This is a genomic window from Serratia sp. MMO-28 (assembly GCF_037199905.1).
In the GTDB taxonomy this organism is placed as follows: Bacteria; Pseudomonadota; Gammaproteobacteria; order Enterobacterales; family Enterobacteriaceae; genus Chania; species Chania oryzae.
In genome coordinates, this window is sequence record NZ_JBBCVB010000001.1 from 100,788 (window position 1) to 114,251 (window position 13,464).

A 13,464-nucleotide genomic window follows, 5' to 3' on the forward strand; every position below is an offset into this window, starting at 1 on the left:
ACATTAACCGCGCTTAGCCAGAGCTTGCAGCATGGTGTTGACCATCAGCGACGACTGCTTGGCGGCCACGGTCAGGAATTCGTCAAAGCTCATGTGCGATTCCTGATCGGCCACGTCGGAAATCGCGCGCACCACCACAAAAGGTGTGCCGAATTGATAGCAGACATGGCCCACGGCAGCGGCTTCCATCTCAACTGCCGCCACGTTCGGGAAGGTGGCGCGGATGCGTGCCAGCGGCTCAGCGCCGTTGATGAAAGCATCACCGCTGCAAATCAGGCCGCGCACGGCGTGCAGATCAAGCTGTTTGATGCAGTTTTCCGCCAGGGCGATCAGCTCATCGTTGGCAACAAAGGCCGCCGGGCAACCGGCCATCTGGCCCGGTTGATAACCGAAGGCGGTGACATCGGCATCGTGATAGCGTACTTCTTCAGAAATCACGATATCCCCGACTTTCAGCGTTGATGCCAAACCACCGGCGGAACCGGTGTTGATCACCACATCGGGCTGGCAATGTTCCAGCAGCAGCGTAGTACCCAGCGCTGCCGCGACTTTGCCGATCCCGGATTTCAGCAGTGCGACGTCGACTCCGCCAATCTGGCCGGTATAGATTTCACAGCCTGCGCGCTGAATGGTCTGACGGTTTTCAATTTGCGCGCGCAGCAGGGTAACTTCTTCTTCCATTGCGCCGATGATGCCTACTTTCATAAATAACACTCGCTGATTGGGTGTGGAAATTGCGCCATAGTCTATCATGGCTCTGAAAGAGAGATAATCCGCAATACCGTTGCATCTGCTGCCGGGAATTGATATCACGGAGGGAGCGCGCAACGGTGGGAGAAACAGATGTCCGGGATCGACTTTAAGCAGAAAATCAGCTTTCAGCGGCCATTCAGCAAGCCGATTGAAGCCGAAGAAGAGTACGACATCGTCCGGCAGTTTGAGAGCGATCGTGGGCGCATCGTCAATTCGGCGGCGATCCGCCGTTTGCAGCAAAAAACGCAGGTGTTCCCGCTGGAGCGTAATGCGGCGGTGCGCAGCCGCCTGACCCATTCGATGGAAGTGCAGCAGGTGGGGCGGCATATTGCCAAAGAGATCCTCAACCGCTTCAAACAGGATCAGCGTATCGATGCGCTCGGCCTGAGCAAACTGCTCGATCCGTTTGAAAGCATTGTGGAAATGGCCTGCCTGATGCACGACATTGGCAACCCGCCCTTTGGTCATTTCGGCGAATCGGCGATCAACAACTGGTTCCGCCAGCGTCTTGATCCGGCCAACTGCGGCAGCGAGCCGAGCAGCCATGAGGGTTGCTTGGTTGACGTGTTGCGCCTGCGTGAAGGGGAGAGCGATCTGAACCGGCTGCGCAGCCGTATCCGGCAGGATCTCAGCCAGTTCGAAGGCAATGCTCAGGCGATCCGCCTGGTGCATACCCTGTTGAAGCTGAACCTGACCTATGCCCAGGTCGGTTGCATTCTGAAATATACCCGCCCGGCCTATTGGGCGAGCGATATCCCGGCCAGCCACAGTTACCTGATGAAAAAGCCGGGTTTTTATCTGGCGGAAGAGGCGTTTGTCGATCGTTTACGGCGGGAATTGAATATGGGGGAATTCGATCGTTTCCCTCTCACCTATATTATGGAAGCCGCTGATGATATTTCTTATTGCGTTGCCGATCTGGAAGATGCGGTGGAAAAAAACATTTTTACCGTGGAGCAATTGTATCAGCATTTAACGCAGGAGTGGGGTGAGGTCACGCCGGGGGATTTATTTGATAAAACCGTGGCCAGCGCATTTCGTAAAATCGATCGTGGCGGTGCGCGCCGAAGTTCAGAAGATCAGTTTTTTATGTACCTGCGGGTATTTACCGTGGCGCGGTTGGTGCCGCATGCCGCCCAGCGTTTTATCGACAATCTGGATGCGGTTTTTCATGGCCGCTTTAATGGTGCGCTGTTGGAGGACTCGAGCTCAGTATATAAGCTGCTGGAAATCTTTAAAAACGTGGCTTTCAAACATGTGTTCAATCACCCCGAGGTAGAACAGCTTGAGCTGCAGGGTTACCGGGTGATCAGCGGTCTGCTGGATATCTATAGCCCGTTGCTGGCGATGTCGCAGGCGGATTTCAGCCAACTGGTGCGCGATGACAGCCACCGCGCATTTCCGATTGAAACACGGCTGTTTCACAAGCTTTCCACTAAACATCGGTTGGCTTACGTTGAAGCGGTGGAGGGGGTGCAGCATCTTTCCACGGAGCAGCAAGCGATCAGAGAATATTATTTTCGTGCGCGATTATTGCAGGATTATATCAGCGGTATGACCGATCTTTATGCCTATGATGAATACCGTCGTTTAATGGCGGCAGAATAATTACCTGATCAAGAAAAATCTTATTTTACAGCCCTGCTAACCCATGCCGAGCTTTATTTCGAGTTTTGTAAAGACGGACAATATTTGTTTACTATTAGCTATCTCTCGTGGTCGGAACTTCGGTGCTTTAATACGCTCTGAATAGGCACAAATTCGCAGTATTTCCTGAACGACTTTTAAAGAGACACACAGATGAAAAAAACCGTATTAGTTTTAAGCGCCTTGGCATTCAGCATTGGTTTGACTTTGGGGCCGGTAGCGAGCGCTAACGCTGCAGAAAGTGCATCGGCATCGCCGAGCTCGCAACAATTGCCGAGTCTGGCCCCGATGTTGGAAAAGGTGATGCCGTCCGTGGTGAGCATCAACGTTGAAGGCAGCACGCCGGTGAGCGCGCAACAAAGAATGCCTCAGCAGTTCCAACAGTTCTTTGGCGAAAATTCGCCGTTCTGTCAGGACGGTTCGCCGTTCCAGGGGTCACCAATGTGTCAGGGTGGCCAGGCAGGGCCTGGTGGCGATCAGGGTGCCAAGGAAACCTTTAAGTCACTGGGTTCGGGTGTCATCATCGATGCCGCTAAAGGCTATGTGGTGACCAATAACCACGTGGTAGACAATGCCAGCAAGATCCAGGTGCAACTGAGCGATGGCCGTCGCTTCGAAGCCAAAGTGATCGGTAAAGATCCGCGCTCGGATATCGCGCTGATCCAACTGAAAGACGCTAAAAATCTCACGGCGATCAAGATGGCTGATTCCGAGCAATTACGCGTGGGTGATTACACCGTGGCGATCGGTAACCCTTATGGTCTGGGTGAAACCGTCACCTCCGGTATCGTTTCTGCGCTGGGGCGCAGCGGCCTGAACATCGAAAATTACGAGAACTTTATCCAGACCGACGCCGCGATTAACCGCGGTAACTCCGGTGGTGCGCTGGTGAACCTGAACGGTGAACTGATCGGTATCAACACTGCGATTCTGGCGCCGGACGGTGGCAACATCGGCATCGGTTTCGCCATCCCAAGCAATATGGTGAAAAACCTGACGGCGCAAATGGTGGAATTCGGCCAGGTAAAACGCGGCGAACTGGGGATTATGGGGACCGAACTGAACTCTGAACTGGCGCAGGCGATGAAGGTGGATGCCCAGCGTGGTGCGTTTATCAGCCAGGTAATGCCGAAGTCTTCCGCTGAGAAGGCCGGTATCAAGGCGGGTGACGTGATCGTAACCCTGAACGGCAAAGCGATTTCCAGCTTCGCTTCGTTCCGTGCGGAAATCGGTACCCTGCCAATTGGTACCAAAATGTCGCTGGGCCTGATCCGTGACGGCAAACCGTTGACGGTTGAACTGACGCTGGAACAAGGCAGCCAGGCTCAGGTTGAATCCGGCAATATTTATACCGGTATCGAAGGCGCTGAACTGAGCAACGGCACCGGCGCTCATAAAGGGGTGAAAGTGGATAATGTGAAGGCGGGCAGTGCTGCGGCGCGCATTGGCCTGAAGAAAGGTGACCTGATCCTCGGTGTGAACCAGCAGCCGGTAGAGAATCTGGGGGAGCTGCGTAAAATCCTCGACAGCAAACCTTCGGTTTTGGCGCTGAACATTCAACGTGGTGACTCTACGCTGTATCTGCTGATGCAATAAGATTCAACGGCGTGTAAACCTGTAAAACAACCAAGCCCAAACAACGTTTGGGCTTGGTGCTATTTAAGGCCGGTACTCAGGAATTACTTAGATAAAACCGTGCTTCGGTATTCACCAGCTCTATTTCATCCAGTAATTCCAGCCATTCTGGCTCTAGATCGTGGCTGTTCGTGCCTTGACGTAATTGCTGTTCCAGGTAATAGCACAGTTGCTTAAGGCGTGGCACGCCGCTGTAACTGCAGCTGCCATGCAGCTTGTGAATCAGATCGAGAATACTGTCATCAGCTTTCCCTTCTAACAGCGCCTTTACCCGTTCAGTGACTTCTGGCAGAAATTCGACCAGCATCTGCAGCAGATCGCGGGCTAAATCTTCTTTATTGGCGGCCTGACGCAGCGCCAGCGGCCAGTCTAACGATAATGGCAGTTCTGTGGTACTGCGCGGAATAACCGGTTCTGGTGCGAACTCGTGGGTGTGGTAACGGGCCAGCACCTGCGAAAGCATGGCTTCATCAATGGGTTTGGCCAGATAGTCGTCCATCCCTGACTGCAACAGATGTTCACGCTCACCGCTGATAGCATGAGCGGTGACTGCGACGATCGGGGTGGAATTATGATGCGGCATCTGGCGGATCAGTTCACCGGCACGGATGCCATCAATATTGGGCATCTGGATATCCATCAGGATCATGTCCAGCACGTTTTCGCGCGCCAAGGCAATGGCCTCTTCACCACTCCCGCACAGCAGGGTATTTTCTACCTGTTCCGCCAGTAGGGTACCGATCAGTTTCAGGTTCGCTGGGTTGTCGTCCACCGCCATCACCGTCAGCGGCAGGCGCTGACGCACCGGCGGTGCGGCCAACTGCTGTAGTGACTCCATCCGCAACAGCGGATACAGGCGATTGCTGGTGATTGGCTTAATCAGGCAACCAATAGCACCGAGTTTTTTCATTTCTTCGGCATCAACCTGCGATTGGCTTGGCAAGGCGAGGATCACCCGGCTGGCGACTTTCAGCGCGTCATGCAGCTTATCCCGGTGCTGTGGGATGCTGTCACGATACGGGATCGGGACACCAATCAGCAGGAAGTCGTAATCGTTTTTCGGCAGTTTCCCTAACGTCGGTGAATGGGTGACAATCAGTTGAGTGGCGCTCAGCATGTTCAGCGTGGCCTGAGCGGCCGTTGGATTGGCTTCGATGTAGGCCAGCGTTTTGCCGCGCAGATCTGGCAGACTTGGCGGAGGCGACAGCATACCGTCATTGAGATCGAGCGTAATATGGAACCAGAAGGTTGAACCGCGATTCAACTGGCTGTAGAAACAGATATCGCCATTCATCTCTTTCACCAGTTTCTGAGTAATCACCAGACCTAATCCGGTGCCGCCGTGACGGCGTGAAATGCTGGCATCCGCCTGGCGGAATGCTTGGAACAGCTGCGACTGTTGGCGCTCCGAAATACCAATGCCGGTATCGTGGATCTGTACCTCCAGCTCCACCTGTCGCTCCAGTTGGTCGCGCAATTCGACGCGGATATCAATATTGCCGGTTTCGGTGAATTTGATGGCGTTGCCAAGCAGGTTGGTAATGACCTGTTGCAGGCGTAATGAATCGCCAATCACCTGCTCGGGCACATCATTTTGCACATCCAGCGTCAGTTCCAAACCCTTTTCGTGGGCGCTAGGGGCCAGCAGGACGATCACTTCGTCCAGCGTTTCACGCAGCGAGAACGGAATATGCTCCAGTATCAGTTTGCCCGCTTCCAGCTTGGAGAAATCTAGTACGTCGTTGATGATGGTCAGCAGGTTATTGGCTGAGCGTTCAATGGTTTGCAGATAATCGATCTGCGTGGCACTCAGCGAGGTTTTCAGCATCTGGCGAGTAAAGCCAATCACGCCATTGAGTGGCGTACGCAGCTCATGGGACATATTGGCCAGGAATTCAGACTTGATGCGTGCAGCTTCCTGCGCACGTTTCTTGGCCAGATCCAGCTCGACGTTCTGGATCTCCATCTGCTCCAGTGTTTCGCGCAGATCGGAGGTCGCCTGATCGATGTTTTGCTGCATCTCCTCATGATACGCGGTCAGTGACATCGCCATCGAATTGATGCCGTTTTTCAGCATGTGCAGCTCGCCGAGCATAAAGCCTTCCACCCGGCTGTCGAGCTGGCCACGGCGAATGCGGTCCACGGTATTGACCATATTGCGGATTGGGCCAGTCACGTCGCGCATCAGGCGGTAGGCAAACAGGATGGCGATACACATACACAGCAGTAATAGCAGGGTGGAAATAAAGACTTCCTTGTATTGCTGCAGCCGTACCGATTTCAGATCCAGTTCGATCGCTACATAGCCAAGCCGGTTTTCGGCGTGTGCTTCGCTACCGGTAGATTCGTCAGGAATGGGGCTTTCCGACAGGATGGGGGTACGCAGGATTAATGAATCACCGCGCCGGGTCAACATCAGTTCGCTGGGCAGTGGCACATCTTTCGGCATTTGTAACAGGGTATAATTGTGATGATTATTGGAGGTGACGAACAGGTTGTTCTGTGCGTCAAACACGGAAATCGAACGGACGATATCCGAATGGCGGCGATGCAGCAGGCCGACCAACTGCCTGACCGACTCGCGGCTACGGAAAGCCATGCCATATTCGCTGGCCACAGCCAAGGGCTCAATGATGCTGGCCCCCGCATCAACTAACTGTTCCTGCAGCTCGTTGTAGCGGTGAACCACAAAGAAGGTGCTGAGCAACAAACCGATCAGTAGCGTCGGTGCCAGGATCAGTATCATCATGCGCGCGCGCAGGCTGTATTTGGTCATGGGATTCCAATGTGGGAGAATTAGGCTAATCCTAGCTTAGTGAACCAGCACATATTCGACAATTATGGCGCAATTCTACTCCCCCAAACGCCGAGTGACGACCCGGCCAGCTTCAAAAAGATTGACTATCACCGTAACGGATCTCGATCCGTTCGGGCAAGGCGTAGCGCATCATGAAGGTAAAGCGATTTTTGTCCCCGGCGTATTGCCAGGTGAACAGGCGGAAATCCAACTGACGGAAGACAAACGCCAGTTCGCCAAGGGCGAGTTGAAACGCTTGCTGAGCCACAGCCCACAGCGGGTGGTGCCCCGTTGCCCGCATTTTGGTGTCTGCGGTGGTTGCCAGCAGCAGCATGCTGCGCAAGCGTTGCAACAGCAGAGTAAAGCGGCAGCGCTGCTGAGAATGATTGGTCGAGCCACTGGGGTGACACCGCAGCCGGAGCCGGTGATCGCCGGGCCAGAGTATGGTTATCGGCGGCGGGCACGTTTGGGGCTGCTGTGGCAGCCGAAGCAGCAAAAGCTGCTGATGGGGTTTCACCAGTCTGCTTCGACTGATTTGGTTGAGGTACAACAGTGTTCGGTATTAGCGCCAGAACTGGAGCAACTGCTGGTGCCGTTACGGCAGTGCCTCAGTGGCCTGCAGGCCGTGAAGCGCCTGGGGCACGCCGAACTGGTGCTGGCGGATAATGGCCCGGTGGTGGTGCTGCGTCATCTCGAGGTATTGAAAACCGCCGATCGACAGGCGTTAGAGGCTTTTGCGCAGCAAAGAAAAGTAACGGTTTATTTAGCCCCCGATAGCGATCGGCTCGAAAAACTGTGCGGTGAAGCGCCGTATTATCAGGTCGACGGACTACGCTTAGAGTTCAGTCCGCGCGATTTTATTCAGGTTAATGATGCGGTCAATCAGCAGATGGTGGCTCAGGCCCTTGAGTGGTTAAAGATTGAGCCCAATGATCGGATACTTGACCTGTTTTGTGGGATGGGTAACTTCACTTTGCCGCTGGCTCGGCGTGCCAAAGCGGTGGTGGGCATTGAAGGTGTTGCCACGCTGGTAGCGAATGGGCAATATAATGCGCATAAGAATTTGCTGAGTAATCTGTCTTTTTTCCATGAGAATCTGGAAGATGACGTTGCACGGCAGCCTTGGGCAGCTCAAGGTTTTGATAAGGTGATGTTGGATCCCGCCCGTGCAGGTGCGGCGGGTGTGATGTCACATATTGTAAAACTGGCGCCAAAGCGGGTGGTGTATGTTTCCTGTAACCCCACGACGCTGGCACGTGACAGTAAAGTGCTACTGGATGCCGGTTATCGTCTTGCCCGTGTGCGGATGTTGGATATGTTTCCGCACACGGGGCATCTTGAATCCATGGCGTTGTTTATCCAAACGTCTGGAGTCGCTGCAAAGTAGGGAGAAGTTATGGTTGCGGTAAGAAGTGCACATCTGAATAAGGCGGGGGAATTTGCTCTCGATGATTGGATTGCCAGCCTGGGGCTACCTAACCCGCAGTCATGTGAGCGATTAGCCGCAACCTGGCGCTACTGCGAGCAGCAGACCCAAAGTCACTCTGATGCCCCCTTGTTGCTGTGGCGCGGCGTGGAAATGGTGGAAATTCTCTCGACCCTCAGCATGGACAACGACAGCATGCGTGCTGCGCTGTTGTTCCCGCTGGTGGACGCTGGCATCGTGCCGGAAGCCACCCTGACCGAAGCCTTTGGCTCCGGCATCACCTCGCTGGTGCACGGCGTGCGCGATATGGACGCCATTCGCCAGTTGAAGGCCACGCATAACGACTCCATGGGTTCCGAACAGGTCGACAACGTGCGCCGCATGCTGTTGGCGATGGTGGAAGATTTCCGCTGCGTGGTGATCAAGCTGGCGGAGCGGATTGCCCATCTGCGTGAAGTCAAAGATGCGCCGGAAGATGAACGCGTGCTGGCGGCCAAAGAGTGTTTCAACATCTACGCACCGTTGGCCAATCGTCTGGGGATCGGCCAGTTGAAATGGGAGCTGGAGGATTTCTGCTTCCGCTATCTGCACCCGGATGAATACAAGCGCATTGCCAAACTGCTGCACGAACGCCGCATCGATCGTGAACAGTTTATTGATGATTTTGTCGCTTCACTGCAAAAAGCGATGGGGGACGAAGGCGTCAAGGCCGAAATCTATGGCCGTCCGAAACATATCTACAGCATCTGGCGCAAGATGCAGAAAAAGTCACTGGCGTTTGACGAACTGTTCGATGTGCGTGCGGTGCGGGTGGTAGTAGAACGTTTGCAGGATTGCTATGCCGCTTTGGGCATCGTGCATACTCATTTCCGCCATCTGCCCGATGAGTTCGACGACTACGTCGCTAACCCGAAGCCGAACGGTTATCAGTCCATTCATACCGTCGTGCTAGGGCCGCGCGGTAAAACGCTGGAAATCCAGATCCGCACCCGCCAGATGCACGAAGATGCCGAACTGGGCGTTGCCGCGCACTGGAAATACAAAGAGGGCGCGGTCGTTACCGCCCGTTCCGGCTACGAAGAGCGCATTGCCTGGCTGCGTAAGCTGATCGCCTGGCAGGAAGAGATGGCGGACTCGGGCGAAATGCTCGACGAAGTGCGCAGCCAGGTGTTTGACGATCGGGTCTACGTGTTTACCCCGAAGGGCGATGTTATCGATCTGCCAGCGGGCTCTACGCCGCTGGACTTTGCCTACCATATTCACAGCGATGTCGGCCACCGCTGTATCGGTGCCAAGATTGGCGGCCGTATCGTGCCCTTTACCTATCAGTTGCAGATGGGCGATCAGGTTGAAGTGATCACCCAGAAACAGCCGAACCCAAGCCGCGACTGGCTGAACCCGAACCTCGGCTATATCACCACCAGCCGTGGGCGCTCGAAGATCCACAACTGGTTCCGCAAGCAGGATCGCGACAAAAACATCCTGGCTGGGCGGCAGATGCTGGACAATGAGCTGGAACATCTCGGTATCAGCCTGAAAGAGGCCGAAAAGCTGTTGATCCCACGCTATAACGTCAACTCGCTGGACGAAGTGCTGGCTGGGATTGGCGGTGGGGATATCCGCCTGAATCAGATGGTGAATTTCCTGCAGGGTAAGCTCAATAAACCGAGTGCCGAAGAGCAGGATCGCCAGGCGCTGCGTCAGTTGACTCAGCAGAAAGCGCCAGCTGCAGCGGCGCGCAATAAAGACAATGGCCGCGTGGTGGTGGAAGGTGTCGGCAATCTGATGCACCACATTGCTCGCTGTTGCCAGCCGATCCCGGGCGACGACATTGTTGGTTTTATCACTCAGGGGCGGGGGATTTCGATCCACCGGGCAGATTGCGATCAACTGGCCGATCTGCAATCTCATGCGCCAGAGCGTATCGTTGACGCGGTGTGGGGGGAAAGCTACTCCAGCGGTTATTCGCTGGTGGTGCGCGTGGTTGCGAACGATCGCAGCGGTTTGCTGCGTGATATCACCACGATCCTGGCTAACGAGAAGGTCAACGTGCTGGGCGTTGCCAGCAGGAGTGATACCAAAAAGCAGTTGGCCACCATTGATATGGATATCGAGATCTACAACCAGCAGGTGCTGGGGCGCGTGTTAGCCAAGCTGAATCAGTTGCCGGATGTGATTGACGCCAAACGCTTACATGGCAGCTAAATCCTTCGTCTTTCAAGCCGCATCGTTGTTGGCTGCGAACCTTTACCAGGTCCATCCGTGGGCTTGGTAAAGGTTCTTGTTGCCTGTGTGCATCTCGAAATCCATTAGGTATTCTCTCCATGTGGGCATAATATTTTGTGCCTATTCTTTTGTCAGAGATTTCAAGATGATCCAATCCACCCCGTTGCAACGCCTGCTGACCATTATGAAAACCTTGCGCGATCCACAGTCGGGTTGCCCCTGGGATCGCCAACAGACCTTTGCGACGATCGCACCCTATACGCTGGAAGAAACCTACGAAGTGCTGGACGCCATCGAACGCCAGGATTATGCCGATCTGCGCGATGAGCTGGGCGATCTGCTGTTCCAGGTGGTGTTTTATGCCCAGATGGGGCAAGAGCAGGGGCTGTTTGATTTCGACCAGATCTGCAACGCTATCAGCGACAAACTGGAGCGCCGCCACCCGCATATTTTTGGTGAAGCCGACGCCGCCGACAGCGAAGCGGTTTCCGCCCGTTGGGAGCAACTGAAGGCCGGCGAGCGCGCGGAGAAGGCGCTGCATTCGGTGCTGGATGATATCCCCAGTGCGTTGCCCGCGCTGATGAAAGCCCATAAGATCCAGAAGCGCTGTGCAACGGTCGGTTTCGACTGGCATACGCTGGGACCGGTGCTGGACAAGGTGTACGAAGAGATCGACGAAGTGATGCACGAAGCGCAGCAGGCGGTGGTGGACGAGCAGAAGCTGGAAGAGGAGATTGGCGATCTGCTGTTTGCCACGGTCAATCTTTCCCGCCATCTCGGCCATAAGGCGGAGAGTGCCTTGCAGGCCGCCAACCGCAAGTTCGAACGCCGTTTTCGCCAGGTTGAGGCGATAGTGCAACAGCGCGGGTTGAAGATGGAACAGGCCACGCTGGAACAGATGGAAGAGGTGTGGCAACAGGTGAAACAACAGGAAAACTCATCAGGGCCTGAGGGCTAAAGCACATCACTTGTTTGATCGGCAACAAGGTTTGCTCTCGCTGAAACGGTTAAGCTCGCAGCCCTATCTTGCTGAATTGCACATTGTGTGGCAGAAAAGTCAACAAACTGAATTGTAAGGTGTTTTATTACGCCAGAAGGCAGTTTACCGACAAAATTTCAAGCTAACCTATTGTTTTAAAAAGGCAGAGAGAGTGATGCTGGCTGACTAAACCTGGATGAACTCACGGCGGTGACAGAGATGATGGATGGCAAAACGATCGTTTGTAGGTCTGGAGAGGTTCGGGTATACTACTTTCCCGTCCTGGTTCTTCCATCGTCTTTAAACCTAAACTCTCAGGTTCAGCATGACAACTAATTATATTTTTGTGACCGGCGGGGTCGTTTCCTCTCTGGGTAAAGGCATTGCCGCAGCCTCTTTGGCGGCTATTCTCGAAGCCCGTGGCCTCAACGTTACCATCATGAAACTGGACCCGTACATCAACGTGGATCCGGGCACCATGAGCCCGATTCAGCATGGGGAAGTTTTCGTCACCGAAGACGGCGCAGAAACCGATCTGGATCTGGGCCACTACGAGCGCTTCATCCGCACCAAAATGACGCGTCGTAACAACTTCACTACCGGCCGTATCTACTCCGACGTTCTGCGCAAAGAGCGCCGTGGCGACTATCTGGGCGCCACCGTACAGGTTATCCCGCACATCACCAATGCCATTAAAGAACGCATCATCGAAGGCGGCGAAGGCCACGATGTGGTGCTGGTGGAGATCGGCGGCACCGTGGGGGATATCGAGTCCCTGCCGTTCCTGGAAGCGATTCGTCAGATGGCGGTTGAAGTGGGCCGTGAGCATACGCTGTACATGCACCTGACGTTGGTCCCGTACCTGGCGGCGGCCGGTGAAGTGAAAACCAAGCCGACCCAGCATTCTGTCAAAGAGCTGCTCTCCATCGGTATTCAGCCGGATGTGCTGATCTGCCGCTCTGATCGCACCGTGCCTGCCAACGAGCGCGCGAAAATCGCCCTGTTCTGTAATGTGCCGGAAAAAGCGGTTATCTCGCTGAAAGATATTGATTCTATTTATAAAATCCCAGGACTGTTGAAATCGCAAGGGCTGGACGACTATATTTGTAAACGATTCAGCCTCAATGCACCGGAAGCCAACCTGGGTGAGTGGGAGCAGGTGGTTTATGAAGAAGCCAATCCAGGCGGCGAAGTGACCATCGGCATGGTCGGCAAATATGTCGAATTGCCGGATGCCTACAAGTCGGTGATTGAAGCGCTGAAGCACGGTGGCCTGAAAAACCGTTTGACCGTCAATATCCGCCTGATCGATTCGCAGGATGTGGAAACTCGCGGTGTGGAAGTTCTGAAAGGGCTGGACGCAATTCTGATCCCTGGCGGCTTCGGTTACCGTGGCGTTGAAGGTAAGGTGATGACCGCGCAGTATGCGCGTGAAAATAACATCCCTTATCTGGGTATTTGCCTGGGTATGCAGGTGGCGCTGATCGAGTTTGCCCGTAACGTTGCGGGTATGGCGAATGCCAACTCCACCGAATTTGTGCCAGACTGCAAGTACCCGGTGGTGGCGTTAATCACCGAATGGCGTGATGAAGACGGCAACGTTGAAGTGCGCAGCGAAGAAAGCGATTTGGGCGGCACGATGCGCGTCGGCGGGCAGCAATGCCATCTGACCGACAACAGCCTGGTGCGCCAAATGTACGGTGAACCAACCATCGTTGAGCGCCATCGCCACCGTTATGAAGTGAACAACATGCTGTTGAAGCCGATCGAGGCCGCGGGTTTACGCGTTGCTGGCCGTTCTGCGGATAACAAGCTGGTTGAGATTATCGAGCTGCCGAACCATCCGTGGTTTGTCGCTTGCCAGTTCCACCCGGAATTTACGTCGACGCCGCGTGATGGGCATCCGTTGTTTGCCGGCTTTGTCAAAGCGGCGGGTGAGTATCAGAAGCGTCAGGCGAAATAAGCGTTTTTAGTCAGCAACGCGCGGCCAAAACCGCGCGT

The 13,464-nt window shown here is 54.6% G+C and carries 8 protein-coding genes; 6 read left to right on the plus strand and 2 right to left on the minus strand.

Going from position 1 to position 13,464, the window contains the following annotated elements; all coding sequences use genetic code 11:
* Positions 1-3: 3 nt before the first annotated feature.
* Positions 4-705 (minus strand): 5'-methylthioadenosine/S-adenosylhomocysteine nucleosidase, encoded by a 702-nt coding sequence (gene mtnN, locus WG891_RS00435; protein WP_337261159.1) that lies wholly within the window; start codon positions 703-705, stop codon positions 4-6.
* 138 nt (positions 706-843) lie between these two features.
* Here mtnN and dgt point away from each other — a divergent pair, with 138 nt between their 5' ends.
* Positions 844-2,361 (plus strand): dGTPase, encoded by a 1,518-nt coding sequence (dgt, locus tag WG891_RS00440; RefSeq protein ID WP_337261160.1) that lies wholly within the window; start codon positions 844-846, stop codon positions 2,359-2,361.
* A gap of 192 nt (positions 2,362-2,553) precedes the next feature.
* Positions 2,554-3,996 carry a serine endoprotease DegP gene (degP, locus tag WG891_RS00445; protein ID WP_337261161.1) on the plus strand — a complete coding sequence of 481 codons (1,443 nt, stop codon included), beginning with the start codon at positions 2,554-2,556 and terminating at the stop codon, positions 3,994-3,996.
* Positions 3,997-4,072: 76 nt separating this feature from the next.
* Here the strand turns inward: degP and barA are convergent, their stop codons facing one another.
* Positions 4,073-6,811 (minus strand): two-component sensor histidine kinase BarA, encoded by a 2,739-nt coding sequence (gene barA, locus WG891_RS00450; RefSeq protein WP_337261162.1) that lies wholly within the window; start codon positions 6,809-6,811, stop codon positions 4,073-4,075.
* Between the two features lie 64 nt (positions 6,812-6,875).
* Between barA and rlmD the strand changes: the two genes are divergently transcribed.
* The 4 genes from rlmD (at position 6,876) to pyrG (ending at position 13,426) form a co-directional block, all read left to right on the plus strand.
* A complete protein-coding gene (gene rlmD / locus WG891_RS00455; protein WP_337261163.1) occupies positions 6,876-8,219 on the plus strand; it encodes a 23S rRNA (uracil(1939)-C(5))-methyltransferase RlmD in 1,344 nt (447 codons plus the stop codon).
* A 9-nt stretch (positions 8,220-8,228) separates the two neighbouring features.
* A complete protein-coding gene (gene relA, locus WG891_RS00460) occupies positions 8,229-10,463 on the plus strand; it encodes a GTP diphosphokinase (RefSeq protein WP_337261164.1) in 2,235 nt (744 codons plus the stop codon).
* A gap of 166 nt (positions 10,464-10,629) precedes the next feature.
* Positions 10,630-11,442 (plus strand): nucleoside triphosphate pyrophosphohydrolase, encoded by an 813-nt coding sequence (gene mazG / locus WG891_RS00465; RefSeq protein WP_337261165.1) that lies wholly within the window; start codon positions 10,630-10,632, stop codon positions 11,440-11,442.
* A gap of 346 nt (positions 11,443-11,788) precedes the next feature.
* The gene (pyrG, locus tag WG891_RS00470; protein WP_337261166.1) at positions 11,789-13,426 is read left to right on the plus strand and encodes a glutamine hydrolyzing CTP synthase; all 1,638 of its coding nucleotides are present in this window, start codon (positions 11,789-11,791) and stop codon (positions 13,424-13,426) included.
* The last annotated feature ends 38 nt before the right edge of the window (positions 13,427-13,464 follow it).